Genomic DNA, 24,947 nt, shown 5'->3' on the forward strand with positions numbered 1-24,947 from the left:
TTTGCAAAAATGCAAAGGTTAACGGTGTGACCCCAAACTGGGATGATATGCGGATCTTTCTGGCCGTGGCGCGCGAGGAAAGTCTTTCTTCCGCAGGTCGTATCCTGAAAATCGATCCCGCTACGGTAGGGCGGCGTGTTGCGCGATTGGAGACGACGCTGGATTCCACGTTGTTCACCAAGTCGCAGCAGGGCTATGTCCTGACACCGGCAGGGCAGCGCCTGTTGGAACATGGGTTGCATGCGGAAGAGGCGATGCGCGCAGCGGCCGGAGCTGTGGCCGGATCCACGAAATCACTCAGCGGGCAAATCCGGATCGGCGCGCCAGATGGCAGCGCAAATTACCTGTTGCCCCAAGTCTGTGCCAGGATCAGCGATTCAAACCCGGAACTGGATATTCAGATTCTGGCTCTGCCGAGGGTGATCAACCTTTCAAGGCGCGAGGCCGATATGGCCGTGACCGTCAGCGCGCCAACCGCAGGGCAGCTTTTGGTCAAGAAAGTCAGTGATTACAAACTGCACATGGTCGCGACCGATGAATATCTGAAACGTCACGATCCAATCCACTCGGTCGCCGACCTCAAGGGGCACCGGTTGATCGGTTACATTCCCGACATGATCTTTGACCGCGAACTGGATTACCTGAACGATATTGGGGTTGACCGTGTCGCGCTTGCATCGAACTCGGTCTCGGTGCAATTGCGGCAGGTCAGTTTGGGAACAGGCGTTTGCGTGGCGCATGACTTTACGTTGCCGTTCCATCCGGGGCTTCGGAAAATCCTGACGGATCAAGTGAGTCTGACGCGCAGTTTCTATCTGGTTCGGCATGAAGGAGATCAGCGCAACGAACGGTTGAACCGCTTTGCCGATGCCCTGACACGCGGCATTCGCGAGGAAGTGCTTCGATTGGAAGCAGATGCCGGTGCTTGACAGGTCGCCACAATCGCGCAACGCTTTGGAATAAGTGTTATTATTCCGGAGGAATTCTTCATGTTGGTACAGGCTATCCTGACGTCCAAAGCGACAGACGGCGTTGTAACGGTGGCGCCAATGGCGACAGTTTCAGAAGCCTCGAAGATTCTTGCGGAAAAGCGGATCGGGACGGTTGTTGTGTCCGACGATGGCGGAGAAACCGCGATTGGAATTCTGTCTGAACGCGACATCGTCCGCGAGCTTGCCGCCAGCGGTAGTGGCTGTCTCGACCAGCCTGTAAAATCCTACATGACGCAGGACCTGATCACGACGACGCGTCAGGCCTCTGTTCAGGATATCATGGCCCGCATGACAGAAGGCCGCTTTCGCCATATGCCTGTTGTCGAAGACGGTAAACTGATCGGCATCGTCACTCTTGGTGACGTGGTAAAGGCCCAACTGGCCGAACTGGCGATGGAAAAAGACGCCCTGGAAGGCATGATAATGGGGCACTGACAGCGAGGGGAGCCAAAGCAACCACTTGCACCTGCAGCAAAGTTGTGTTTGCTTGCGCAGAAATTTTATTGCGCAGGAGGGCGTGATGCGGGTTGGTTTGTATCCGGGAACCTTTGACCCTATCACCATAGGGCACATCGATATCATTCGCCGGGCGGCTGCATTGGTGGATAAACTGGTCATTGGCGTCGCTATCAACCGGGACAAAGGCCCGTTGTTCTCGCTGGAAGAGCGCGTCGCGATGATCGAGGCCGAATGCGCCGAACTGACCGAACAAACCGGCACAGAAATCATCGCTCATCCCTTCGAAAATCTACTGATCGATTGCGCAAGGGATGTCGGTGCACAGATCATCGTGCGCGGTTTGCGCGCTGTCGCGGATTTCGAGTATGAATTCCAGATGGTTGGTATGAACCGCGCACTGGACGACTCGATCGAGACTGTCTTTTTGATGGCCGAGGCACGCCATCAGGCGATTGCTTCAAAACTGGTGAAAGAAATTGCCCGCTTGAACGGGGACGTGTCAAAGTTTGTCACGCCCCGTGTCAATGCCGCACTGCGTGAGCGGTTAGGCTAGGGCGCCCATCGCGGCGGCCGTATCCAGCATCCGGTTTGAAAAGCCCCATTCGTTGTCATACCAGGCCAGCACGCGAACCAGCGTACCGTCGGTGACTTTGGTTTCTGCCAGTGACACCGTCGAGCTGTGCGAGTCGTGGTTGAAATCGACCGAGACCAGAGGACGGCTTTCCGCGGCCAGAACACCGGGGATCTTTGCCGCGGCATCAATGAACAGTTGATTGACCTCATCTTCGGTCGTTGGGCGCGAAACCTCGGCAACCAGATCAACGACTGAAACATTCGGGGTTGGTACCCGGATGGCCTGACCCGTCAATTTGCCCTTGAGTTGCGGTAGTACCAGCCCCACAGCGGCGGCTGCACCGGTTGTGGTAGGGATCATCGACAGGGCTGCGGCGCGCGACAGGTAGGGGTCTTTTCCAACCGTGTCATGCACAGGCTGGCTGGCGGTATAGGCGTGAACGGTGGTCATGTTGCCATGTTTGATGCCAAGACCAGCGTCCAGCGCTGCGGCAACCGGAGAAAGGCAATTCGTGGTGCAGGATGCGTTCGAAACGATCAGATCGTCGGCGGTTAGTTCGCTATCGTTGACACCAAAGACGATGGTTTTCACACCGCCGTCACCCCGTGCAGGGGCTGAGATCAGGACTTTCCGTGATCCGTTCTTGAAGTGACGTTCAGCCGCTTCTCGTGTGCGGAAAACCCCGGTGCATTCCAGAACAACGTCGATATCAGACCAGGGCAGGTCTTCGGGATTACGCTCACTGCTCAGGCGGATCGGGCCGCGCCCCACATCCAGACCGGCGTCTGTAAGCGTGACAGGGGTGGGATAACGGCCATGAACGCTGTCAAATTCGAACAGATGCGCGTTCATGTCGGGCTTGCCCAAGTCGTTGATCGCAACGATCTCAACGTCTGTACGCCCGCTTTCCATCACCGCGCGCAGAACCCCGCGCCCGATCCGTCCAAATCCGTTGATCGCTAGTTTCAGGGTCATGGTTCGCTCCGTACAATATCTCAGCTTTATGAGTTAGCGCTAACAATTACAGATCAAGCGAAATGTCAAGAAAAACCTCTCTCATCGCCAAAAAGCGAGCCAGTCCAGAAAGTCGTACAGCTTCTTACCGAGGAACAACATGTGCTCGGTTCCATACAAGGCTACGTCCAGCATTATGCCCCCAAGCAACAGGACGCCAAGCCAGATAGCGATTTGATTGTTCATGTCGGTTCCGAACGAAAATGCCCGCCCAGATAACCTGAGCGGGCACCAACGTACAAGCGAAGTCCGAAAGGTCAGTTAAGGCGACCCATGGCGACGGCTACGTCTGCCATGCGAACCGAGAAACCCCACTCGTTGTCATACCAGGCCAGCACGCGCACCATGCGATCATCGACGACGCGGGTCTGATCGGGTGCGAAGATCGAGCTTTCTTCGGTGTGGTTGAAATCGGTTGATACCAGCGGTGCGGGCTCATATCCCAGAACACGCTGCATCGGCCCTTTGGCTGCTTCTTCGACGATTGCGTTGATCTCGGCCACCGAAGTGTCACGCGACGCGCGGAAGGTCAGGTCAACCGCAGAAACGTTCGGGGTAGGGACCCGGATGGCGGACCCGTCCAGACGGCCTTTCAGGTTTGGCAGAACTTCACCCAAAGCTTTGGCAGCACCGGTTGAGGTCGGGATCATCGACATCGCGGCAGCGCGGGCGCGATAGAGGTCAGTGTGACGACGGTCCAGCGTGGGCTGGTCTCCGGTATAGGCGTGAATGGTGGTCATGATACCGTGTTCAATGCCGACACCTTCGTCCAGCACCTTGGCAAGCGGGGCCAGGCAGTTTGTGGTGCAGGAGCCGTTCGACACCATGTTGTCGTTCGCGGTCAGGGTGTTGTGGTTCACACCAAAAACGATGGTCTTGTTCACGTTCTTACCGGGGGCGGACAGCAGCACCTTACCTGCACCACGATCCAGATGTGTTTTGGCCTTGTTGCCGTCATTGAATTTACCGGTGCACTCCAGAACGACGTCACAGCCCTCCCAGTCTAGTTCATTCATATCGTAGGTCGAAAACATCTGCATCGGGCCACGGCCCAGATCCATTGTGTTGCCTTCGATCGAAACTTCGCGCGGGAAACGCCCGTGAACGCTGTCATATTTCAGCAGATGCGCAGAGGTTTCCAATGGGCCGGTTGCATTGACTTTGATCACTTCGATGTCGTTACGCCCCGACGCGGCGATGTGCGACAGGGTGCAGCGGCCAATACGGCCAAAACCATTGATACCGACCTTGATGGTCATGTGACGTCTCCTGATGCGCTTGCGTTGAGGGCCATATAGCGGCGAAATGGGAATCTCAAAAGGGCAAAAACGGCATATTTTTAAGGTGTTAGCGCAAACCTGCGACGGTTGCGCTAACGCTTGCGCTAGCCGTTGGATCAGGTAGGGTCCAGATGCGGCAGCGAAAGGGAAAGGAAACGCAATGAGTGGTCTTTTGGCCTTGTTGGACGATGTGGCCGGGATCGCCAAGGTTGCGGCGACATCGGTGGATGATGTCGTGGCTGCGGCGGGCAAGGCTGGGGCCAAGACTGCGGGAGTGATCATCGACGACGCCGCAGTGACACCGAAATACGTTCAGGGCTTTGCCCCGGCGCGCGAATTGCCGATCATCTGGCGTATCGCGCGCGGTTCGGTTTTCAACAAAATCATACTCCTGTTGCCGGTGGCCTTGTTGCTGGCCAATTTCGCCCCGTGGCTGATTACCCCCCTGTTGATGCTGGGTGGATCATATTTGTGTTTTGAAGGCGCCGAGAAGATTTTTCACGTCCTGTTTCCTCATGGTAGCCATGTCATTGAAGAGGATATGAAAAACCGGGACCCTGGCCATCTGGAAGAGCAGAAGGTCAAGGGCGCGATCAAGACCGATTTTATTCTGTCTGCCGAGATTATGACCATTGCACTGGCGGCGATTGAAGCCCCGAACCTATGGATGCAGGCCGCGACGCTGGCCGTTGTAGGGATCGGCGTGACGGTGGCCGTCTATGGGTCGGTGGCTCTGATCGTGAAGATGGATGATGTTGGGCTTTATCTGGCGCAGAACGCGCCAACACCTATCGGTCGCGGTCTGGGCCGAGGGTTGGTCAAGGCAATGCCCGGGGTGATGAAAACATTGTCCGTTGTCGGAACTGCGGCGATGCTGTGGGTCGGCGGGTCAATTGTGATCCACGGGATGGAGGTGTTGGGCTTTGGATGGTTGGGCCATCATATCCATGATTGGGCCTATGCAATTGGGCATTCTGTGTCTGATCAATGGGTTGGTGCGGTTGAGTGGGTATCCAAGGCCACGATGGATGGCGTATTTGGTTTGGCTTGGGGATTGGTTTTGATCCCTGTTGCGACCCGGATCATAGCACCACTGTTAAGTAAGAATGCGAAACACTGAATTGACCCGTTACCGTCTGGGCACGACCATCGATGGCCCGCTTATTCGAAAAGTGGGCACGCGCGGATCAAAAGGCAGATCCACAATTATTTCTGCTTTGAATGTTGCGGCCGACGAAGTCCCATTCGATGAATCCGAGCTTCTCAGTTTCTTGCATTTTCGTGTTGATTCCGCTTTCAGGGCGCAGGAGCGTAGCCGTTGGTTCGGGGGACGCTTTTACAACGCTTTAGTGGGTCAATCGGCTAATTATGTCCCGCTGTCTGGAACACATCTTCGCCAAGCGTTGTCTTGCCTCGGCCTGCAAGCACCTGAGAAAGTGGTGGTGCAAGGACGGTATGAGTTGCGGTTGGATTACGCTCTGAAAGCCTATGAAGAACTTGCACTTCGGGTTAAGGCTGAACCCAAATGAAAAGGGCGGCCAAGGCCGCCCTTTGCTCGATCAGATGGGACTGATTTACAGCCCCAACAATTCCTTGACCTTGGCCACGGTTGCTTCGACGGTGATGCCGAAATGCTTGTACAGCTCACCGGCAGGGGCCGAGGCACCAAAGCTGGACATGCCGATGAACCCGGCTTTGGCTTCGCGGCCACGTTCACCCAGCAACCAACGATCCCAACCACCAGCACGAACCGCAGCCTCGATGCCAACGCGGACCGGACCTGCCGGAAGGACGCGCTTGCGGTAGGCTTCGTCCTGTTGGGCGAACAGCTCCATGCAGGGCATCGAGACGACGCGGGTGCCGATGCCTTCGGCTTCGAGCATCGCTTTGGCTTCCATGGCCAGCGACACTTCGGAACCTGTGGCAATCAGGATCGCCTGACGCTTGCCTTCTGCTTCGGCCAGAACGTAAGCACCCTGCGCGGTCAGGTTCTTGGTCTTGTGCTCGGTACGTACCGTTGGAACACCCTGACGGGTCAGCGAAAGGACCGACGGGCTGTCCTTGAAGGTCAGCGCGAGTTCCCATGCCTCGGCCGTTTCAATGGTGTCAGCGGGGCGGAACACAAAAGTGTTGGGTGTTGCGCGCGAAATCGCCAGGTGTTCGACCGGCTGGTGGGTCGGGCCATCTTCGCCCAGACCGATCGAGTCATGGGTCATCACAAAGACGCTGGGGATCTTCATCAGCGCGGCCAGACGCATGGACGGGCGGGCATAATCTGTGAAGGCCATGAACGTGCCGCCATAGGGACGGATACCACCATGCAGCGCCATACCGTTCATCGCGGCCGCCATGCCGTGTTCACGGATACCGTAATGGATGTAGCGACCCTTGCGGTTTTCCGGTAGGAATACCCCCATATCGGCCGATTTGGTGTTGTTCGATCCGGTCAGGTCCGCCGAACCACCAACGGTTTCGGTCATGATCGGGTTCACAACGTTCAGGACCTTCTCCGACGACGAACGGGTGGCCAGTTTTGGCTGGTCTTCGGACATCTGCTTTTTGAAGGCACGAATGGCGCCAGCCAGTCGCTTGGGGGTCTCGAACGCATAGGCGCGGGTGAACTCAGCCTGCTTACGCTCGGACAGTTGTGCGAAACGCGCTTCCCATTCCGCACGCTCGGCAGCGCCACGCGCACCGATAGCTTCCCATGCGGATTTGACATTGGCAGGCACGTCAAATGCGTCATGCGCCCAGCCATAGGCCTTCTTGGCAGCCTTCAGCTGATCCGGATCGGTCAGCGCACCGTGCCCCTTTGACGTGTCCTGAGCCGCGTGGCCCAAAGCGATGTGGGTTTTACACGCGATCATGGTCGGCTTGTTCGACTTCTTTGCCTGAACGATGGCCGCGTCGATGGCCTTGGGGTCATGACCGTCGATTTCGATCACATGCCAGCCCGACGCCGCAAAGCGACGAACCTGATCGGTGCGGTCCGCGATGTCGACGGTGCCGTCGATGGTGATGTTGTTGTTGTCCCAGAAAACGATCAGCTTGCTCAGCTCGTGACGGCCGGCCAGGGTGATTGCCTCCTGGCTTACGCCTTCCATAAGGCAACCGTCGCCCGCGATGACATAGGTATAGTGGTCAACAACCTTCTTGCTATAATGTGCACGCTGGATTTCTTCGGCCATCGCAAAGCCCACGGCGTTCGAGATACCCTGACCCAGCGGGCCGGTCGTGGTCTCAACACCAGCGACCAGAAAGTTTTCGGGGTGGCCTGCGGTTTTTGCGCCCAACTGGCGGAAATTCTTGATCTCCTCCAGCGTCACATCTGCATATCCCGTAAGGTACAGCAACGAATAGACCAGCATCGAACCATGGCCTGCGGACAGGATGAAGCGGTCGCGATCCGGCCAGTTCGGGGCCGAGGCGTCAAACTTCAGATGCTTTTCGAACAGGACGGTGGCGACATCAGCCATGCCCATGGGCATACCGGAATGTCCGGAGTTTGCAGCGGCGACGGCATCAAGGGTCAATGTGCGGATGGCCGCAGCTTTGTCCCAGTGTTCGGGGTTGGCATTGCGCAGCGCAGTCAGGTCCACGGGCGTTGTTCCTTTGGATAAAAAGCAGATTGCGGGCTCAATACCACTCAGCACTCAAAGTGCAAGCAGAACCGGGGTTTATCCGCCTGGATTGCTTGAAGTGCGCGGCCCAAGTGGTTGAAAGCAAACAGTGGGTATTTTCTGTCGCATTCCGTTAGACTGGCGGCAGGCGGGATTCGATTTTGATTCGGATCGCTTCGCAACAGAATGAACCTTGATAAAGAGGTGACAGGGGCATGAGCCAACTTGAGGAATTACAGCACCGCATTATTGCGGCGATGGACCGTATCGGAGCAGGCGTCGACGCATTGGGCGGTGCGACCGTAGATGCCCGGCCAGATGACGGCCTCCAGGCAGCGCTTGAAGATGAAAAAGTTGCGAACGCGCAGCTTCAGGAACGTCTGAGAACCCTGAAGGAACAGCACGAACAGGAAGTGGACGGGTTGCGTGCCGATCTTGAGGAGTTGCGAACCGCTCCGGCCGATACAGCCGAAACAGACGCTCTGCGATCCGAGCTGGAAGAAGCCCGTGCGAAAATCGCATCGGTCGAAGCCGCACGCGCTGAATTGGCCGAAGCCAAGGCCGCATTGGACAATAGCACCGAGCTGGAGGCGCTGAAGGCGGAAAACAGCCGGCTAAAGGAAGAACTGTCAGACACTGTCCGCGTCGACGACCTGAGCGCCGAACTTGAGATGCTGCGCGCTGAACGGACCAGCCACGGCGCTGCAATGTCGCGGCTGGACGACGATCTGCAACGGATGCGCAAGGCAAACGAGCAGTTGCGCACTGCGATAGACGAATTGCGCGCCGCCGCTGCCGAAGGTGTCGCAGATGCCGAGCTGCTGAACCGGGCCACCGTCGCGGAACTGGAAGCAACGCGCGCGGCGCAGGCGTCAGACGCCGCCGAAGCGCAGGCCGTTCTTGCAAGGTTGGAACCTCTGCTGTCGCAGGCGAAACTTGTTGAAGGTGAGGTAGAGTAATGCCCGAAGTGACCATTCATATCGGCGGGCGCGGTTTTGACGTATCCTGCCGGGACGGGGAAGAGCCCTTTCTGCACGCTGCCGCCAAAGTGTTGGACGACGAGGCGCAGGTGCTGTCCGATCAGATCGGTCGTATGCCGGAATCCCGCATGTTGCTGATGGCCGGTTTGATGCTGGCCGACAAGACTGCGGCGACAGAGGACAAGGTCAAATCGCTCGAAGGGAAACTGGCCGAAGCCGAAGCCGAGCTTCAGGCGCTGCGAAGCGCCCCCGCGCCCGAACCTGAGCGCATTGAAGTGGCTGTGGTTCCACCATCTGTTACAGATACGCTGGCCGAACTGGCCGCACGGGCCGAAGCGCTGGCCGCAGTAGTTGAGGAGAAAAAGACACGATGAGGTTCCTGCGCAAATTCATCTGTGCGGCGGCGCTGGTTACGCCCGCGACAACGGCACTGGCCGAAATCGATATTCTGTCTGTCACTTTCACCTGTGAAAACGGAACACCGCTGCCTGTTACCTATTTCAACGCGCCGGATAGTACAGGGGCAGCGGCAACCTTGGTAGACAATTCTCTGGTTGTGATGCGTCAAGTCCAAAGCGGGTCTGGTATCCGCTACGAATCCATTGGTGATGGTGGAACCTACATCCTGCGCTCGAAAGGGTGGGACGCGTCCGTAAGCTATTTGGCGGCAGGCGCCGCCGTTGAGCAGGAGATCTACCGGGGTTGTTCCAGCCGTTAGGCTGGATTACGCGTTTGCTTCGCGAATTTTGTCGGCTGCTTCCTTGTTGTAGCCGACGTTGTTTTCATCGAACAACGAATCCAGTTCACCCGACAGAGTCATCTCGGTGATGATATCGCAGCCGCCAACAAACTCACCTTTGACGTAAAGCTGGGGCACAGTGGGCCAGTCGGAATAATCCTTGATCCCCTGACGCACCTCTTCATCGGTCAGAACGTTCACATCCGTGTATTCAACGCCCATGTAGTTCAACACACCAGCCACGCGCGAGGAGAACCCGCATTGCGGCATTTCCTTGGTGCCTTTCATATACAGCACCACATCGTTGGCTTTGACGGTTTGGTCGATCTGGGTCTTAACGTCGGTCATCTTGTTTTTCCTTTTCATCCGCATCTGCGGGGATTGTTCCATCACTGGGCAAACTGGGTGCCCATCCTTCGGTTTCAAGCCGCCGGTGTTCGGCCTGCGCCATTTTCACCGGATCAAGCCCGTATCTCTCAAGGCCGCCCACTTTGCTGAGTTCACCCGGATCTGGACGCATGTCGGCGAGGTTGCGTTTTCTGTTCCGCTTCACATAGGCTTCGATCAGCGCGGCGGCAACTATCAAAGCTGCGATTGCTGATATCCAAACCTGCCATGAACTCATTTTTTGGGAACCATCGCTTTGGCGTAGGCCTGTGGGTCTCTGGTGACCCGAGACACGGTTACATGACCACCGCCGCCTCCCAACACGGTTCCGTGGTCTATCAATTGGTCTCCGTGACCAGGTTTCACGCCCCGAATTTTGTCGGAGCGCGTATTTTTTATTGCCGATCTGACAATAAAGGCGCTGCCGGCAAAGGCAATCAGTCCACAAATGCCGTATATCCAGACGGTTGCACTCACTCAGGTACTTTCGTCGTCAGCGCCAGCGCGTGCAGCTCACCATCTGGGCCATCCATCTTGCCTTTCAGCGCGGCATAAACCGCGCGTTGTTGCTGCACCCGGTTTTTGCCGCGAAAGCTTTCGTCCACCACCATGGCGGACATATGAACACCGTCGTTGCCGCCGACCTGAATATCCGCATCAGGAAAAGCTTCTCGCAGCAGGTGTTCGATTTGATGGGCGCTCATCGGCATGTAGGTAACTCCTGAAGGTCTTTCCAAAGATGTAGAGCGCCTGAACCGGGCGCGCAAGGGCACATGAATGCGCCAAAACGACGAAACCTGCGCTTATTCAGGGCGCAGGTTTCGAGCAAGTTTTATTCAGCCTGATCAGGCGACGGCGTCGGCAAAACTGTTGCGGAAAATGGCCGTCAAGTCTTCCAACGAGGCCTCCGAGCTTCCGATCCTGATCGTTTCGCCGGTGAAACGGCCAACCGAGACCAGCGGCACACCTGCCTGACCCGCCGCGATCATCAACGCCTCGGCCTGATCAAAGTTGCACGCGACCAGATACCGTGCCTGATCTTCCCCGAACAGAAATTCCGTCGGTGCATCATCCAGGCACACGCCAACCCCGGCGGCCTCGGAAAGTTCGAAGGCCGCCAGCGCAAGGCCGCCATCACTCAGGTCTGTGCAGGCCTTGATCATTCCACGATTGGCGCGAATGAAATCACCGTTGCGTTTTTCAGCGTCCAGATTCACATGCGGCGCGTCGCCATCTTCTCGGTTGAAGACTTCGGCCAGAAGGGCTGACTGACCCAGATGGCCTTTGGTTTCACCGATCACCAAAGCCACGTGACCCTCACGCACCTCGTTGCCGATGATTTCATCGCTGTGGTTCAGCAGCCCGACAGCGCCGATTGTTGGGGTGGGCAGGATCGCCTGACCGTCGGTTTCATTATACAGCGACACGTTGCCGGACACGATCGGCATATCCAGCGCGCCGACTGCGGCGCCGATGCCCTGAATAGCGCCAACAAACTGGCCCATGATTTCGGGCTTTTCCGGGTTGCCGAAGTTCAGGTTGTCGGTGGTAGCCAACGGTTTCGCCCCAACAGCCGTCAGGTTACGGTAGGCTTCGGCCACCGCCTGTTTGCCGCCTTCAACCGGGTTGGCGCGGACGTAGCGCGGGGTCACGTCAGAGGTAAACGCCAGCACCTTGTCGGTGCCGTGCACGCGCACCATACCCGCACCCAGGCCCGGTGTCCGGTTTGTATCCGCCATCACCATCGTGTCGTATTGCTCATAAACCCACTGCTTGCCCGCGTAGTTGGGCGACGATAGCAGGGCGCGCAGGCCGTCAATCGGGTCGATCTGAGGCACTTCAGCCAGTTCTTCGGCTTCGGGCGTCGGCACCCAAGGGCGATCATATTCGGGCGCGGTCGAAGACAGTTTGGACAGGACGAGATCGGCCTTGACCTCACCGTTGTGCATGATCAGGAAGCGGTCTTCGGCAATGGTTTCGCCAACGATTGCGAAATCGAGATCCCATTTTTCGAACACGGCGCGGGCCTCGGCCTCAAGTTCGGGTTTGAGAACCATCAGCATGCGTTCCTGAGATTCGGACAGCATCATTTCATAAGCTGTCATGTTCTCTTCGCGCTGGGGGACGTTTTCCAGATCCAGACGTACGCCCAGACCGCCCTTGTCGCCCATCTCAACCGCGGAACAGGTCAGGCCCGCAGCACCCATGTCTTGAATCGAGATCACGGCACCGGTCTGCATCAGCTCAAGCGTTGCTTCCATCAGGCGTTTCTCGGTGAAGGGATCACCCACCTGAACAGTAGGGCGTTTTTCCTCGATGGTGTCGTCAAACTCGGCCGAGGCCATCGTCGCGCCGCCAACACCGTCGCGTCCGGTCTTGGCACCCAGATAAACCACAGGCATTCCCACGCCCGACGCGGCAGAGTAGAAAATCTTGTCGCTGTCGGCCAAACCGGCGGCAAAGGCGTTCACAAGGCAGTTGCCGTTGTAAGCCGGGTGAAAGCGGACCTCGCCCCCAACGCAAGGCACACCGAAACAGTTGCCATAGCCGCCAATGCCTTCGACCACGCCGTTGACCAGCTGGCGGGTTTTGTGGTGGCCGGGTTCACCGAAGGACAGCGCGTTCATCGAAGCGATCGGGCGGGCACCCATGGTGAACACGTCCCGAAGGATGCCGCCGACACCCGTTGCCGCGCCTTGATAGGGCTCGATGTAAGACGGGTGATTGTGACTTTCCATCTTGAAAACAACGGCCTGACCGTCGCCGATATCCACAACACCGGCATTCTCGCCCGGTCCGCAAATGACCTGAGGCCCTGAGGTCGGAAGAGTGCGCAACCACTTCTTCGACGACTTGTAAGAACAATGTTCGTTCCACATAGCCGAGAAAATGCCAAGCTCGGTAAAGGTCGGTTCACGCCCGATGATCTCGAGGATCATGTCATATTCCTCGGGCTTGAGCCCATGTGCGGCAATCAGATCGGGTGTGATGGCGGGCTCTTGCATCTTCTGTCCTGTGTCCAAGTGGGCCGAGATTGCGCGCCTTGTAGGGCAAGCACGCGCGTGTGGAAAGGGTCAAGTCGGCGCAGGTCGCGTCTTTCAAAGAAAAACGGAACCGGCATCACAGCCGGTTCCGAATAACCGTACAGCAGTCCTGCTGCAAATCGCCGACGTAAACCCCGAAGGTTACGCCGATCCCTGGTCTTTGTTGACCTCGGCAGCAGCTGCGGCGCCAACAGCAGTCTTCTGTTCGGGCGTCAGATGCTCGACCTCTTCCAGCCCGGGAATTGCAACGCGCACCTCGCGGCGGGCAAAGTCGATGCCGTTGGCCTTGAACTCGGCCTTGACCTTGTTGAAGATTTCCTTGCGCAAGGTGAACTGCTTGCCCGGTTTGGCCATGAATTTACCGCGAATGATCATGCCCACATCGTCGAAGTCGAACACGCCCTGCGATTTGAACGGTTGCAGAAAGCCTTCTTTGTGGGTTTCGTCCTCCATCATCTCGGCCCCGATCTTTTTGAAGATTTTCTTGACCTTGTTGGGATCGGTATCAAAGGGCACGGTGAATTTCAGCTTCATGATCACCCAGTCACGGCTGTAATTCGTCAGCTTCTGGATTTCACCATAAGGGATTGTGTGCACAGGCCCCCTGTGATGGCGCAGTTGCATCGAGCGGATCGAGATTTTTTCGACCGTCCCGGTGGTTCCGCCCACATCAACATATTCGCCGACGCGGAAGGCATCATCGACCAGAAAGAAAACACCACCGACGATATCCGCCACCAGTTTCTGAGCACCAAAGCCGATGGCCAGACCCAGAACACCGGCACCGGCCAGAAGCGGTGTGATGTTGATACCCAGCGCACCCAAGGCCAGCAGGCCAAAGATTACCGAAATTGTGACTTGGGCCGTAATCCGCATCAGCGGCAGAACCGTCGCCAGACGAGAGCCCCCGGCACCGCCGCCTTCACCGCTTGCTTCCTCGTCGACTGCTTCAGCTGCGGTCTGTTCCTTGGCCAGCCTGCGGTTGATCCATAGTGAAACAACCTCGTTCAGGATGTAGCCGACCGCAATGATCAGAAGGAATTCAATGACAGCGCCGCCAACTTCGGCACTGACACCGGCCGAGGCGACATTGCGCAGGTCAAGATGCCACGTGCGGGCGATCATGAAAACCACGACCAAACCCGCAATAACCCGCCCAATCCGGATATAGCTGCGCTTGGCCGCGCGATGAGCGCGTTCGGCCAGCGGGCCTTCTCCTGACATTGGCGGCTGCAAGTGGCGCACCAGCCCGCGGATCAAAGTGTCGAGGGCAGGGGCAATCAGCAACCAGAACATGGTTGTGAAATGCGCACCACCTCCAAGCAATCTGAGCGTCGACGGATCGCGTTGCGCGACCAGGAATTCGACCAGCAGCCAGATTGTCACCGAAACGCCAATGGCGAAGTAGGGATAATAATGCGCAACTTCTTCATCGAATTTCGTGTGATCCGGATCTGTTCCCAGCATCATCTGAGACAACCCTTCGCGCGCGGTCCATGCGATGATAGCGATATAAACATGGGTTGCCGCGTTCAGCCAGAAGCCGATGCGTGTATCGTCACCTGTCACGCCATTAAGAGCATTAAAGCGCACAACAAACAGTGTGAACCCAATCAGGATCAACAGCCCGATCAGATTGCGATGCAGATATTTTGCCCAATGGTCGTCAATACTCACCAACCGATATTTGGGCTTCTCCGGTGCCAGAACAAAACGTGAGGCCGCAGCCCCCAGGCGTGGAATCCAAATCAGATAGAACACAAACGGAGCGGCATAAGTGATCTGTTCGGGTGTCAGAAGCCCGCGACCAATCGCGCGAATGACAACATAGAACACGATCAGCCCGGCAATTTCGCGGCAGAACCTTCGGAACAGGTAACTGATGGCGCCCCTGAGATCGGCCTCATCCCCAACTTCGGTCGCTTCATGCCAGCGACGGGTCAGGAAAATGAACAGTTTCTCGGCTATGAAACCCGCAATCAACACAGAAAGAATAAGCCCAAACAGGGTAAGGACGCCGGACGTTCCAAACGTGTCGCTGAAATTGCCAAACGCAGTTATCTGTGCCGTGACAATATTGGGAAGCGTGGTCAGAACATGTGTCCAGGACGAGACCATCTCGGCCCATATCTCACTGATTTCGGTCAGCGGGTCTTCCACGTTCGCCTTCTCGGCAGCCTGCTTTTCGGCGACCGCATCAAGGCGCTCTAACAGAATGGCGCGCACCTGGTCATCTGACATGCGGGCAACCAGACCATCGACCTGCTCAGGTGTTAGATCGTCCGGAATGGTCACTGAAGAAGTTGAGCCGGTATCTTGCGCATAAAGCGGAACCGCCAAAAATAGAGTGCAGACAATCGCCAACATAAGGCGGAATGGGTGGAACATGATTCTCCCTCGAACACGAAATTATCTCGTTTTTTTGGGATCATATGCCTATGCGTGTATTTTTCCCAGAGCTTTCGCTGACTTGATGCAACGCCTAGAGCAAAAAAAAGGCCGAGCAATAAGCTCGGCCGTAGTCCAACAGGGAGGTATGAAGATGATGAGCGTTTCAGCATCACCGCCTTCGAGTGCTCATTTAGGGGTCAGATTGTAAACGTTCAAGGAATTTAACCCTGAAATGTCCTCATGCCCGCTATGCCATTTATGCATAGCTAAAGTTTTCCCATCTTTTTCAGTTGTTTGCGCTGTGCGATGATCTCGTCCTGCACAAAGTCGCGGAACGCCCCGACACGTTTGGAGTGTCGGAGTTCTTCGGGATAAGCCAGATAGACCGGCACGTCAGCGGTTTCGACATCCGACAGAACTGGCACAAGATGCGGGAAATCCTGTGTGACGTAATCTGGCAGAACCCCAATGCCGAGATTGTGCAACACTCCCTGAAGGACGCCGAAGTAGTTGTTTACCGTCAACAGGGATGCGGGATTGTAGGTCATAAGGTGGCGAACCATGGCCGCGCTGGCGCCCACCTGGGGTGCCGCGGGTGTTTGACAGATCAGCCGGTGATTTTGGATATCCTCCAGAGATTTCAGCATTCCACCATGGGCTTCGATGTAGTTGTGCGTCGCGTAAAGCGCCATCTGAACCGTCATCAGGCGTTTTCGCACAAGATCTGCCTGGCTGGGTTCCTTCATGCGAATGGCGACATCCGCTTCTCGCATGGGAAGGTCCAGAACTCGTTCTTCCAGCATCAGGTCGATGTTCAGATCAGGATATTGTTCATAAAGCTTGGGCAGGCGAGGGGCGAGCCACAGTGTGCCGAACCCAAAGGTCGTCGTGACCCGAAGAACGCCAAAGACCTCTTCTTCACTGTCGCGAATGCGTGCGGCAGCTGCGTCCAGCCGTTTTGACATGGCGGATGTGGCGTCGAACAACAATTCACCCTGTTCGGTGAGAATCAGCCCCCGGGCGTGACGGTGAAAAAGGGTGGCATCCAACGACTCTTCCAGCGCACGGATCTGTCTGCTCACGGCGGATTGAGACAAATTGAGCTTGTCCCCGGCATGTGTGAGGCTGCCCGCATCGGCCACCGCGTGAAATATTCTAAGCTTGTCCCAATCCATCGCCGCAACTTTCGTTATCTTTTCGAACGCCTATATGAAACAGGTAACAAGTTCTACAATCAAAGGCCGAAATCGTTACAGTTCAGTGCATAAAACCTATACAGGTCAGAAATTATGACCTAAAATGCGCTGAGTACATGCACACTGATCTGGCGAGGGGAGACGTCTGATGAGTCAGCCACAGATTACGTTAAACGACCGGTTCGATCTTGAGAAAAGCCCCGTTCTTCTGAACGGAACACAGGCGCTTGTCCGGTTGATGCTGATGCAAAAGGCCAGAGACCGGCAGGCGGGACTGAACACGGCGGGGCTGGTGACTGGATATCGTGGCTCGCCACTTGGCGCTGTTGATCAGCAGATGATGCGGGCGCAAAGGCAGTTGTCCGAAAGCGATGTTACGTTTCAGTTCGGATTGAACGAAGATCTGGCGGCAACGGCGCTGTGGGGCAGCCAACAGGCCGGCTTGCGCGGCGACGGCAAGTTCGATGGGGTTTTCGGGCTTTGGTACGGCAAGGGACCGGGTGTAGACCGATCCGGTGACGTCATGCGCCACGCGAATATGGCCGGAACCGCCAAGCATGGCGGTGTGCTTATGGCGATGGGTGATGACCATACCGGCGAAAGCTCGACCGTGTTGCATCAGTCCGAATGGTCACTGGTAGATATGTATATGCCGGTCGTCAGCCCGGCGGGCGTGCAGGAAATCCTCGACTACGGAATATACGGCTTTGCGCTTAGCCGTTTTGCCGGGGTTTGGGTTGGGCTAAAAACCATGAAGGACACAATCGAGGTTACTTCGGTTGTGGATGGTCGCCCCGACCGAATGCAGGTTACCGTACCTGATTTCGATATGCCGGAGGGCGGTTTGAATATTCGCCTTGGGGACACGCCGCACCTGCAAGAAACGCGCGTCATCGATTACAAAAGGTTTGCAGCCGAGACGTTTTCGCATGCCAACAAGCTGGACAAGCGGATTTGGGGCAAACCGGGTGCAAAGATCGGGTTTGTTGCCGCGGGCAAGAACTGGCTGGACCTGACCCATGCGCTGTCGCTGTTGAACATCGATGAATCCGAAGCCGAACGGCTGGGGATCACGACCTACAAGGTGGGGCAGACTTTCCCGCTGGACATGGTCGGGTTCCACGACTGGGCCGAAGGGCTGGACCTGATCGTGATCGTCGAGGAAAAGCGCAAGCTGATCGAGGTTCAGGTCAAAGAAGCTATCTTTGACGACCGCCGCGGTCGCCGGGTTTATGGGTGGTACAAGGGCGGCGCCGGTACGTTGCACCGCGATGAACTGTTCCCGACCCGTGGCGCGCTGGACCCGATCATGATTGCTGAAAAGCTGGGTGAGATCCTGATCGAAGAAGGGCGTGAAACCGATGGTATTCGGGCCGGGCTGGCCTCTTTGTCCGAGGCGCGCCGGGCCGACAATGCGCAGGAAATTGCAACGCGGCTTCCGTACTTCTGCTCGGGCTGCCCGCATAACAGTTCGACCAAAGTCCCGGATGGCAGCCGTGCCTATGCAGGGATCGGTTGTCATTACATGGTGCAGTGGATGGACCGGAACACCACGGGCTTTACCCAGATGGGTGGTGAAGGCGCGAACTGGGTCGGTGAGGCCCCGTTTTCGACCACCAAACACGTGTTCCAGAACCTTGGCGATGGCACCTATAACCACTCGGGCGTTCAGGCGATCCGCGCGGCGTTGTCTGCAGGCACGAACATCACCTTTAAGATCCTGTTCAACGATGCCGTCGCCATGACGGGCGGGCAGGAGAATGAAGGCGATCTGACCGCAGAACGGATCGTTGCCGAAGTCAAAGCCATGGGTGTCCGTGAGGTTGCTCTGGTCTATGACGAAAAGGAAGACGTGAACTTCAAGGCTCTGCCGTCGAGTGTTCAGACATTCGAGCGTGCGGAACTGATGCAGGTGCAGGAGAAGTTCCGCGAGATCGAGGGTGTTTCGGTCATTGTCTACGTTCAGACCTGTGCGGCCGAGAAGCGCCGCCGCCGCAAACGCGGCACGTTCCCGGACCCGGACAAGCGTGTGTTTATCAATACCGATGTTTGCGAGGGCTGCGGCGATTGCGGGGTGCAATCGAACTGCGTGTCGATCGTTCCCAAGGAAACAGAACTCGGGCGCAAGCGGGCCATCGATCAGTCAAGCTGCAACAAGGATTATTCCTGCCTGAACGGCTTTTGCCCGTCCTTCGTTACGCTTGAGGGGGCGAAGATCCGCAAAGAGGCAACAACCGAAATCGACTTGCCCGATCTACCGATGCCGGTGCTGCCCAAAATCAGCGGTACGCATAACGTGGTGATCACGGGTGTCGGGGGAACCGGTGTTGTCACGCTGGGTGCGATCCTTGCGCAAGCTGCCCAGATTGACGGCAAAGGCGCGGGCATGATGGAAATGGCGGGCTTGGCGCAGAAGGGCGGCGCGGTCCACATCCATTGCCGTCTGGCCAACGCACCCGAAGACATCAGCGCCATCCGTGTCGCAACCGGCGAAGCCCATGCGCTGATCGGCGGTGATCTGGTGGTATCCGCCGGAGCCAAAACATTGGGCCTGACCCGCACTGGCCGTACAGGCGCCGTTGTGAACAGCCATGAGACGGTTACAGGCGACTTTACGCGCAATACCGAGTTCCGCATTCCCGCCGATCAATTGGAACTGGCTCTTCAAGCACGACTGAAAGAAGATGTCTCGCTGTTTGACGCGACCGAGTTGGCACGCGCCGTGATGGGCGACTCGATCTATTCCAACATGATGATTTTTGGCGCAGCGTGGCAGCGCGGGTTGTTGCCCGTCAGCCATCAGGCGATCTTTGATGCCATCGAATTGAACGGAACTACGATTGAACGGAACAAACGTGCGTTTGATATCGGGCGTTGGGCGGTTCTGCATCCGGCAGAGGTACAGTCCATTCTGTCCCCGACCGTAACCGAGATGCCCAAATCGCTGGATCAGAAGATCGAATCCCGCGCAAGCCACCTGACCGACTACCAAAGTGCGCGGCTGGCCAAGCGGTATCGCAAGCTGGTCGACAGTGTTGAGGATGCGGATATCCGCGAAGCGGTGGCAAAGGGCTATCACAAGCTGTTGTCCTACAAGGATGAATACGAAGTCGCGCGCCTTCTTCTGTCAAGCCGTGACAAAGCGGCTGCCGAGTTCGATGGCGATTTCAAGATGACGTTCCATCTGGCTCCACCCTTTTTGGGGGGATCGGGCAGCAACGACAGACCCCGCAAACGTGCGTTTGGCGAAGCCATCCTTGGCCCACTGAAGCTTTTGACCCGGTTGAAGGTGCTGCGCGGTACGCCATTGGACATCTTTGGCTATTCGTCGGAACGCAGGATGGAGCGTGCGTTGATCCGTCAATATGAAAAGGACATGCGCGAGGTTCTGCCGCGTGTGTCGCAGACCACACGCGATGCGATTGCCGCCCTGGCCCGTTTGCCGCTGGATATCCGTGGGTTTGGCCCCGTATTGCGCGCGAACGAGGCCAAAGCAGCCAAGCGGCGCGAGGAATTGCTGGCCGTCATTCGCGGCGGAGGGGCAGGGTTGCAGGCCGCGGCGGAATAAAACGTCACAAGCGTGTCACGATAGCTAGGCAAAATTGTTACTTGCACTTATTTTGCAGGCAGCAAGCCGGAGACCCATATGCCTTCTCGTCGTCATGCCGTTCGCGACATTTCCTACGCGCATTCCGCCGAAACCAAAGGCGGGCGGATGGTTATCAAGCTGATGGAGAACACGACGGGCCGTATGCGCCTGATCAAACGCGCGGACGGGTACGAGAAAGAAGTTGCCAATGGGCGCGACTTTTGGGCCGTGATGGTCGAACGCTATGGGCTGACTCTGGACGTGGCGGGGGGATCGCTTTCGAATATTCCGAAAGACGGTCCTCTGATCCTGATTGCCAATCATCCCTACGGAATTCTGGATGGCCTGATGATGGGACATATCCTGTCCGAGACGCGGGGAGATTTCCGCATTCTGGCTCATCGGGTGTTTCGCAAGGCCGAAGACCTGAATCGCATCATTTTGCCAATTTCGTTTGATGAAACGAAAGAGGCGATGCAACTGAACCTTGAGACCCGAAAAACCGCGCTCAACTATCTGGGCGAAGGCGGGGCGATCGGCATTTTCCCCGGCGGGACGGTCAGCACCGGGGTTAAGCTGTTCTCCCACCCCATGGATCCGGGTTGGCGCGGGTTTACCGCGCGGATGGTGGCCAAATCGAATGCCACGGTTGTTCCGGTTTTCTTTGATGGCCACACCTCTCGTCTGTTTCAGATCGCCAGCCATCTGCACAGTACTTTGCGGATGGGCCTGCTGATCAAAGAATTCAAGAAACGCGTTGATACACCGGTGAAAGTCGTGATCGGAGAGCCGATAGGCCGTGACATTCTGGACCCGCTCAGCAAGGATACACGCAAGATGATGGATTTCCTGCGCAAAGCCACGTATGAGCTGTCTCCAACGCCGTTGAAGTCTTATGATTACGGCTATGAGTTTGAGGAACGGCATCGCGCCTGAAGGATCTAATGGCAGTAGGTATCTTCGATTCCGGTTTGGGCGGTCTGACCGTCCTGAGTGCCGCGCAGCAACGTCTGCCGGACGTTGATTTCCTGTATTTTGCAGATAGTGCACACGCGCCTTACGGTGTGCGTGATGCCGAGGATATCTATCAGCTGACCCGCAAGGCGGTTCAGGATCTGTGGTCGCGTGGCTGCAACCTGGTGATTCTGGCCTGCAACACGGCCAGCGCCGCAGCGTTGCGGCGCATGCAGGAAGAGGGCGTGCCCAGCGGCAAACGCGTTCTTGGTGTTTTTGTCCCGTTGATCGAAGCGCTGACCGAACGGCAATGGGGTGACAATTCTCCGCCGCGCGAAGTGGCCGTCAAACATGTGGCGTTGTTTGCAACGCCTGCCACCGTGTCCAGCCGGGCCTTTCAGCGTGAATTGGCGTTTCGGGCTATCGGTGTAGATGTCGAGGCACAGGCCTGTGGCGGCGTTGTGGATGCCATAGAAGACGGCGACATGATCCTGGCCGAAGCCCTGGTGCGCAGCCATGTGGATGCGCTGAAACGCAAGATGCCGGAACCTCAGGCCGCTATTCTGGGCTGCACGCATTATCCGTTGATGGCCGAAGCATTTCAGGCGGCGTTGGGTGAAGATGTGCAGGTTTACAGCCAGGGGACGCTTGTTGCTGACAGTCTGGCAGATTACCTTCAACGTCACCCCAGCATGTTGGGTGAGGGCCCGAGTGGTTTCCTGACAACAGGCAAACCCAATGTGGTAAGCGACCGGGCGACGCAGTTCCTCCGACGACAAATCACCTTCCAGGCTGCCTGACTTAGGTCAAGGACGCAGCCGCTTTGCTTCCCTTATTTCAAGGCCGTCGCATCGGCGGTCGAAACATGTGACACTCAAGTGAAAGAGGTCTGACATGACCCATAAAATCGCAATTTTGGGCGCTTCGGGCTATACCGGCGCTGAATTGGTGCGGCTGATTGCCGAGCACCCGAACATGGATATCGTCGCGCTGGCCGCCGAACGTAAGGCTGGCATGACAATGGCGCAGGTTTTCCCGCATCTGCGCCACATGGATTTGCCTGATCTGTGCAAAATCTCCGAGATCGACTTTTCTCAGGTCGACCTGTGTTTCTGCGCCTTGCCGCACAAAACCAGTCAGGAAGTGATCCGGGACTTGCCGAAAGACCTGAAAATCATTGACCTGTCCGCAGACTTCCGGCTGGCAGACCCCGACGAGTACAAAAAATGGTACGGCAATCCGCATATCGCGCTAAGACAGCAGGAAGAGGCGATTTATGGTCTTACCGAGTTCTACCGCGAAGACATCAAGGAGGCACGGCTTGTTGCGGGTACCGGGTGCAATGCGGCGACCGGGCAATATGTTCTGCGGCCACTGATATCTGCCGGGGTCATTGATCTGGACGATATCGTTCTTGATCTGAAATGCGCCGTATCAGGGGCAGGGCGGTCACTGAAGGAAAACCTGCTGCACGCTGAACTGAGCGAAGGCAGCAATGCCTATTCCGTCGGCGGGACACACAGGCATCTTGGAGAGTTCGATCAGGAGTTTTCGAAACTTGCCGGTCGGGCTGTGCATGTGCAGTTCACGCCCCACCTTATCCCTGCAAACAGGGGTATTCTGGCCACAACCTATGTGAAGGGTGACCCGCACAGCATCTACGAAACGCTTGCCAAAGCCTACGCGGACGAGCCGTTCATCCAGATGCTGCCGATGGGTGAGACCCCTTCGACCCACCATGTGCGGGGGTCGAATTTCTGTCACATCGGTGTTGTGGCGGATCGGATTGAGCGGCGCGCAATTGCAATTGCAGCGCTGGATAACCTGACAAAAGGTAGCAGTGGGCAAGCCTTGCAGAACGCGAACCTGATGTTAGGTGAAGATGAAACTCTGGGCCTGATGATGGCCCCGCTTTTCCCGTGAGGATGGTATGAAAACGCTCAAGAAACGTCGGCGCGTACAAGTCATTCTGGTGGCAGTTGTTGCCTTGGTGGCGGCAACAGCGTTGATTGGCTGGGCATTGCAGGACGGGATCAACTTTTTCCGCTCACCCAGTGAGGTGATTGCCGAGCCGCCGAAACCAACCGAGGTGTTCCGGATAGGCGGCTTGGTCGAAGAAGGCTCGATCATTCGCGGACAGGGCGAAACCATTCGTTTTGTTGTAACGGATGGTGGTGAAAGCGTTCCGGTCTCGTTCACAGGTGTTCTGCCTGACCTTTTCTCGGAAAATCAGGGGATGATCGGCACAGGCAGTTACGTGAACGGAGTCTTTGAAGCGACTGAAATTCTTGCCAAACACGATGAAACCTACATGCCGAAAGAGGTCATGGACGCTCTGAAAGAGCAAGGTGTCTACAAAGGCGCGGAAGAAAGCTGAAGCCGTTTGACTCTGTTACGGAGCGTTGCGTGCATGGTGCATGCAGCGCTCCGTTTCGTTTTAAATCATTAATTTCTGTCGGAAACGGTGTGGCCACCTAACGTTACGAGGGTGGTATGCAAACGGTTCGGCAAATTGCCAAAGAGATTGTGGCCCGTGAAGGGGGCTTTGTTGATGACCCCGACGATCCGGGCGGGGCAACCAAGTTCGGGGTCACGATTCACACCCTGCGCAGGCTGGGTTTGGATCTGACTGGCGACGGTCGGGTTGACGAGGCGGATGTGCGCGCAGTGTCCGCTCGACAAGCGGTCGACATCTTTGTGCAGCACTATTTCGACAAGCCGCACATTGCGGAGCTTCCCGAAACCCTGCATGCTTCGGTTTTCGACATGTATGTGAATGCCGGTGCGCAGGCGGTGAAGATCCTTCAGCGGCTGCTACAGGAAATGGGGTTTAACGTCACCGCCGACGGCGTGATAGGCCCGCAAACCGTGGCGGCCTGCCAAAGCGCGGCGCAGCCAGAGCCCGATGTCCTGCGCGACGCCTACGGGATTGCGCGGCGAAACTACTATTTTCGCCTTGCTGATCAGCGGCCTGCATCCAGAAAATACGCGCGTAGCCGATCAGGCGGCAAAGGTGGCTGGATAAAACGGGCCGAAGAATTTCTTTCGCCGCGTTATCATCTTTCGGACAGCGAATTTACCAGAAGGATCGCGGCATGGGGCTGATTTCAGGTGTGCTGGCGCTTTTGTTTGGTAACGGGCGCAACGTCTTACAGGAAACCGCAGAACTCTATCGTGAAAACACCGAAGCAGGCGCAGTACGCGCCAATGAGATTCAAACTCAGGCCATGGTGCAGTTCGGTAGCGAATTTCAGGCACCTCAGAAGGGTCTTTTTGACCGTGTCATGGACGGCGTGAACAGGTTACCGCGCCCGGCGCTGGCATTGGGAACGCTTGGCTTGTTTGTTGCCGCCATGGTCGACCCAATATGGTTTGCCGCACGGATGCAGGGCATAGCCTTGGTCCCAGAGCCGCTGTGGTGGTTGCTGGGCGTGATCGTATCGTTTTACTTTGGCGCGCGTCACCAAAGTAAAATGCAGGATTTTCAGCGGGATATCCGCTCAACCATGACGCAACTGCCAACGGTCATGAGCAATATCGAGGCCTTGCGCACGATGCAGAGCGACAGCCCGGGAGTTGCTGATCCCGGTCCGGATGCTGTGCTGAACAGCGATGTCATAAGTCCCGAGGAAAACCAGGCGCTGAACGATTGGCGAAAGCTACGCGGTATCTGACCCGCGACACTTTGTGCGTGCAGAACAAGCTAAAGGTCATGGCCCCCGGTTCCG

Annotated in this window: 24 protein-coding genes; 15 read left to right on the top strand and 9 right to left on the bottom strand. The window is 56.8% G+C overall.

From position 1 onward, the window contains the following. Positions 1-47: 47 nt before the first annotated feature. From ACR0J7_RS01005 to coaD, 3 genes are all read left to right on the top strand, one after another. Positions 48-929, top strand: coding sequence for a LysR family transcriptional regulator (locus ACR0J7_RS01005; protein WP_480913375.1), 882 nt, complete (start codon positions 48-50; stop codon positions 927-929). Positions 930-989: 60 nt separating this feature from the next. After that, positions 990-1,427, top strand: a complete 438-nt coding sequence (locus tag ACR0J7_RS01010; protein WP_267363439.1) for a CBS domain-containing protein — start codon at positions 990-992, stop codon at positions 1,425-1,427. An 85-nt stretch (positions 1,428-1,512) separates the two neighbouring features. After that, positions 1,513-2,004 (top strand): pantetheine-phosphate adenylyltransferase, encoded by a 492-nt coding sequence (gene coaD, locus ACR0J7_RS01015; RefSeq protein WP_209596116.1) that lies wholly within the window; start codon positions 1,513-1,515, stop codon positions 2,002-2,004. On the opposite strand, the gene gap (ACR0J7_RS01020) is transcribed toward coaD, so the two are convergent. Continuing rightward, positions 1,996-3,000: a type I glyceraldehyde-3-phosphate dehydrogenase gene (gene gap, locus ACR0J7_RS01020; RefSeq protein ID WP_480913028.1), complete on the bottom strand. Its 1,005-nt coding sequence runs from the start codon at positions 2,998-3,000 to the stop codon at positions 1,996-1,998. The two genes, coaD and gap (ACR0J7_RS01020), sit on opposite strands and share 9 nt — an antisense overlap. A gap of 296 nt (positions 3,001-3,296) precedes the next feature. Further along, positions 3,297-4,298, bottom strand: a complete 1,002-nt coding sequence (gap, locus tag ACR0J7_RS01025; RefSeq protein ID WP_480913030.1) for a type I glyceraldehyde-3-phosphate dehydrogenase — start codon at positions 4,296-4,298, stop codon at positions 3,297-3,299. A 181-nt stretch (positions 4,299-4,479) separates the two neighbouring features. Here gap (ACR0J7_RS01025) and ACR0J7_RS01030 point away from each other — a divergent pair, with 181 nt between their 5' ends. Next, positions 4,480-5,439 carry a DUF808 domain-containing protein gene (locus ACR0J7_RS01030; protein WP_480481112.1) on the top strand — a complete coding sequence of 320 codons (960 nt, stop codon included), beginning with the start codon at positions 4,480-4,482 and terminating at the stop codon, positions 5,437-5,439. Next, a complete protein-coding gene (locus tag ACR0J7_RS01035) occupies positions 5,426-5,848 on the top strand; it encodes a hypothetical protein (protein ID WP_480481111.1) in 423 nt (140 codons plus the stop codon). Before ACR0J7_RS01030 ends, ACR0J7_RS01035 begins: the two co-directional genes overlap by 14 nt. 45 nt (positions 5,849-5,893) lie before the next feature. Here the strand turns inward: ACR0J7_RS01035 and tkt are convergent, their stop codons facing one another. Continuing rightward, positions 5,894-7,918, bottom strand: coding sequence for a transketolase (gene tkt / locus ACR0J7_RS01040; RefSeq protein WP_480913032.1), 2,025 nt, complete (start codon positions 7,916-7,918; stop codon positions 5,894-5,896). Positions 7,919-8,154: 236 nt separating this feature from the next. On the opposite strand from tkt, the gene ACR0J7_RS01045 reads away from it, so the two are divergent. From ACR0J7_RS01045 to ACR0J7_RS01055, 3 genes are read left to right on the top strand one after another with little or no spacing between them, the layout of a single operon-like run. Continuing rightward, entirely contained in the window at positions 8,155-8,898 is a 744-nt protein-coding gene (locus ACR0J7_RS01045) for a hypothetical protein (RefSeq protein WP_480481109.1), read from the top strand. Further along, on the top strand, positions 8,898-9,293 hold the full coding sequence (locus ACR0J7_RS01050) for a cell division protein ZapA (protein ID WP_480913034.1): 396 nt from the start codon (positions 8,898-8,900) through the stop codon (positions 9,291-9,293). Before ACR0J7_RS01045 ends, ACR0J7_RS01050 begins: the two co-directional genes overlap by 1 nt. Further along, on the top strand, positions 9,290-9,637 hold the full coding sequence (locus tag ACR0J7_RS01055) for an MliC family protein (RefSeq protein ID WP_480913035.1): 348 nt from the start codon (positions 9,290-9,292) through the stop codon (positions 9,635-9,637). The genes ACR0J7_RS01050 and ACR0J7_RS01055 overlap by 4 nt, the downstream gene beginning before the upstream one ends. Before the next feature lie 6 nt (positions 9,638-9,643). On the opposite strand, the gene grxD is transcribed toward ACR0J7_RS01055, so the two are convergent. The 6 genes from grxD to ACR0J7_RS01085 all read right to left on the bottom strand — a co-directional run bounded on the left by grxD (position 9,644) and on the right by ACR0J7_RS01085 (position 16,655). Beyond that, positions 9,644-10,006: a Grx4 family monothiol glutaredoxin gene (grxD, locus tag ACR0J7_RS01060; RefSeq protein WP_480913037.1), complete on the bottom strand. Its 363-nt coding sequence runs from the start codon at positions 10,004-10,006 to the stop codon at positions 9,644-9,646. Next, a complete protein-coding gene (locus ACR0J7_RS01065) occupies positions 9,993-10,283 on the bottom strand; it encodes a hypothetical protein (protein ID WP_480913039.1) in 291 nt (96 codons plus the stop codon). The genes grxD and ACR0J7_RS01065 overlap by 14 nt, the downstream gene beginning before the upstream one ends. Positions 10,284-10,518: 235 nt before the next feature. Further along, positions 10,519-10,755, bottom strand: a complete 237-nt coding sequence (locus ACR0J7_RS01070; protein ID WP_267363417.1) for a BolA/IbaG family iron-sulfur metabolism protein — start codon at positions 10,753-10,755, stop codon at positions 10,519-10,521. Positions 10,756-10,890: 135 nt separating this feature from the next. Continuing rightward, positions 10,891-13,050 (bottom strand): phosphoribosylformylglycinamidine synthase subunit PurL, encoded by a 2,160-nt coding sequence (purL, locus tag ACR0J7_RS01075; protein ID WP_480913041.1) that lies wholly within the window; start codon positions 13,048-13,050, stop codon positions 10,891-10,893. A gap of 180 nt (positions 13,051-13,230) precedes the next feature. Beyond that, entirely contained in the window at positions 13,231-15,477 is a 2,247-nt protein-coding gene (locus tag ACR0J7_RS01080) for a mechanosensitive ion channel family protein (RefSeq protein ID WP_480545611.1), read from the bottom strand. Between the two features lie 269 nt (positions 15,478-15,746). Further along, entirely contained in the window at positions 15,747-16,655 is a 909-nt protein-coding gene (locus ACR0J7_RS01085) for a LysR family transcriptional regulator (protein ID WP_480481095.1), read from the bottom strand. A 169-nt stretch (positions 16,656-16,824) separates the two neighbouring features. Here ACR0J7_RS01085 and ACR0J7_RS01090 point away from each other — a divergent pair, with 169 nt between their 5' ends. The 7 genes from ACR0J7_RS01090 (at position 16,825) to ACR0J7_RS01120 (ending at position 24,893) form a co-directional block, all read left to right on the top strand. Continuing rightward, a complete protein-coding gene (locus ACR0J7_RS01090; protein WP_480564912.1) occupies positions 16,825-20,244 on the top strand; it encodes an indolepyruvate ferredoxin oxidoreductase family protein in 3,420 nt (1,139 codons plus the stop codon). A gap of 78 nt (positions 20,245-20,322) precedes the next feature. Continuing rightward, entirely contained in the window at positions 20,323-21,201 is an 879-nt protein-coding gene (locus ACR0J7_RS01095) for a lysophospholipid acyltransferase family protein (protein WP_480564909.1), read from the top strand. Positions 21,202-21,209: 8 nt separating this feature from the next. Beyond that, positions 21,210-22,019, top strand: coding sequence for a glutamate racemase (murI, locus tag ACR0J7_RS01100; protein WP_480564906.1), 810 nt, complete (start codon positions 21,210-21,212; stop codon positions 22,017-22,019). 94 nt (positions 22,020-22,113) lie between these two features. Next, complete coding sequence (argC, locus tag ACR0J7_RS01105) at positions 22,114-23,142, top strand: N-acetyl-gamma-glutamyl-phosphate reductase (protein WP_480564903.1); 1,029 nt, start codon at positions 22,114-22,116, stop codon at positions 23,140-23,142. Between the two features lie 7 nt (positions 23,143-23,149). Next, positions 23,150-23,596, top strand: coding sequence for a cytochrome c maturation protein CcmE (gene ccmE, locus ACR0J7_RS01110; protein WP_209504023.1), 447 nt, complete (start codon positions 23,150-23,152; stop codon positions 23,594-23,596). Between the two features lie 116 nt (positions 23,597-23,712). Next, positions 23,713-24,324, top strand: coding sequence for a holin-associated N-acetylmuramidase (locus ACR0J7_RS01115; protein WP_480472597.1), 612 nt, complete (start codon positions 23,713-23,715; stop codon positions 24,322-24,324). Then, on the top strand, positions 24,315-24,893 hold the full coding sequence (locus ACR0J7_RS01120) for a holin family protein (RefSeq protein WP_480913044.1): 579 nt from the start codon (positions 24,315-24,317) through the stop codon (positions 24,891-24,893). The genes ACR0J7_RS01115 and ACR0J7_RS01120 overlap by 10 nt, the downstream gene beginning before the upstream one ends. Positions 24,894-24,947 lie beyond the last annotated feature (54 nt).

It is taken from the genome of Ruegeria sp. O4 (genome assembly GCF_056535125.1).

Coding starts and splice junctions, on each gene's coding strand:
- ACR0J7_RS01005 (WP_480913375.1), top strand. CDS start 48: ATGCGGATCTTTCTGGCCGTGGCGCGCGAGGAAAGTCTTTCTTCCGCA.
- ACR0J7_RS01010 (WP_267363439.1), top strand. CDS start 990: ATGTTGGTACAGGCTATCCTGACGTCCAAAGCGACAGACGGCGTTGTA.
- coaD (WP_209596116.1), top strand. CDS start 1,513: ATGCGGGTTGGTTTGTATCCGGGAACCTTTGACCCTATCACCATAGGG.
- gap (WP_480913028.1), bottom strand. CDS start 3,000: ATGACCCTGAAACTAGCGATCAACGGATTTGGACGGATCGGGCGCGGG.
- gap (WP_480913030.1), bottom strand. CDS start 4,298: ATGACCATCAAGGTCGGTATCAATGGTTTTGGCCGTATTGGCCGCTGC.
- ACR0J7_RS01030 (WP_480481112.1), top strand. CDS start 4,480: ATGAGTGGTCTTTTGGCCTTGTTGGACGATGTGGCCGGGATCGCCAAG.
- ACR0J7_RS01035 (WP_480481111.1), top strand. CDS start 5,426: ATGCGAAACACTGAATTGACCCGTTACCGTCTGGGCACGACCATCGAT.
- ACR0J7_RS01045 (WP_480481109.1), top strand. CDS start 8,155: ATGAGCCAACTTGAGGAATTACAGCACCGCATTATTGCGGCGATGGAC.
- ACR0J7_RS01050 (WP_480913034.1), top strand. CDS start 8,898: ATGCCCGAAGTGACCATTCATATCGGCGGGCGCGGTTTTGACGTATCC.
- ACR0J7_RS01055 (WP_480913035.1), top strand. CDS start 9,290: ATGAGGTTCCTGCGCAAATTCATCTGTGCGGCGGCGCTGGTTACGCCC.
- grxD (WP_480913037.1), bottom strand. CDS start 10,006: ATGACCGACGTTAAGACCCAGATCGACCAAACCGTCAAAGCCAACGAT.
- ACR0J7_RS01065 (WP_480913039.1), bottom strand. CDS start 10,283: ATGAGTTCATGGCAGGTTTGGATATCAGCAATCGCAGCTTTGATAGTT.
- ACR0J7_RS01070 (WP_267363417.1), bottom strand. CDS start 10,755: ATGCCGATGAGCGCCCATCAAATCGAACACCTGCTGCGAGAAGCTTTT.
- purL (WP_480913041.1), bottom strand. CDS start 13,050: ATGCAAGAGCCCGCCATCACACCCGATCTGATTGCCGCACATGGGCTC.
- ACR0J7_RS01080 (WP_480545611.1), bottom strand. CDS start 15,477: ATGTTCCACCCATTCCGCCTTATGTTGGCGATTGTCTGCACTCTATTT.
- ACR0J7_RS01085 (WP_480481095.1), bottom strand. CDS start 16,655: ATGGATTGGGACAAGCTTAGAATATTTCACGCGGTGGCCGATGCGGGC.
- ACR0J7_RS01090 (WP_480564912.1), top strand. CDS start 16,825: ATGAGTCAGCCACAGATTACGTTAAACGACCGGTTCGATCTTGAGAAA.
- ACR0J7_RS01095 (WP_480564909.1), top strand. CDS start 20,323: ATGCCTTCTCGTCGTCATGCCGTTCGCGACATTTCCTACGCGCATTCC.
- murI (WP_480564906.1), top strand. CDS start 21,210: ATGGCAGTAGGTATCTTCGATTCCGGTTTGGGCGGTCTGACCGTCCTG.
- argC (WP_480564903.1), top strand. CDS start 22,114: ATGACCCATAAAATCGCAATTTTGGGCGCTTCGGGCTATACCGGCGCT.
- ccmE (WP_209504023.1), top strand. CDS start 23,150: ATGAAAACGCTCAAGAAACGTCGGCGCGTACAAGTCATTCTGGTGGCA.
- ACR0J7_RS01115 (WP_480472597.1), top strand. CDS start 23,713: ATGCAAACGGTTCGGCAAATTGCCAAAGAGATTGTGGCCCGTGAAGGG.
- ACR0J7_RS01120 (WP_480913044.1), top strand. CDS start 24,315: ATGGGGCTGATTTCAGGTGTGCTGGCGCTTTTGTTTGGTAACGGGCGC.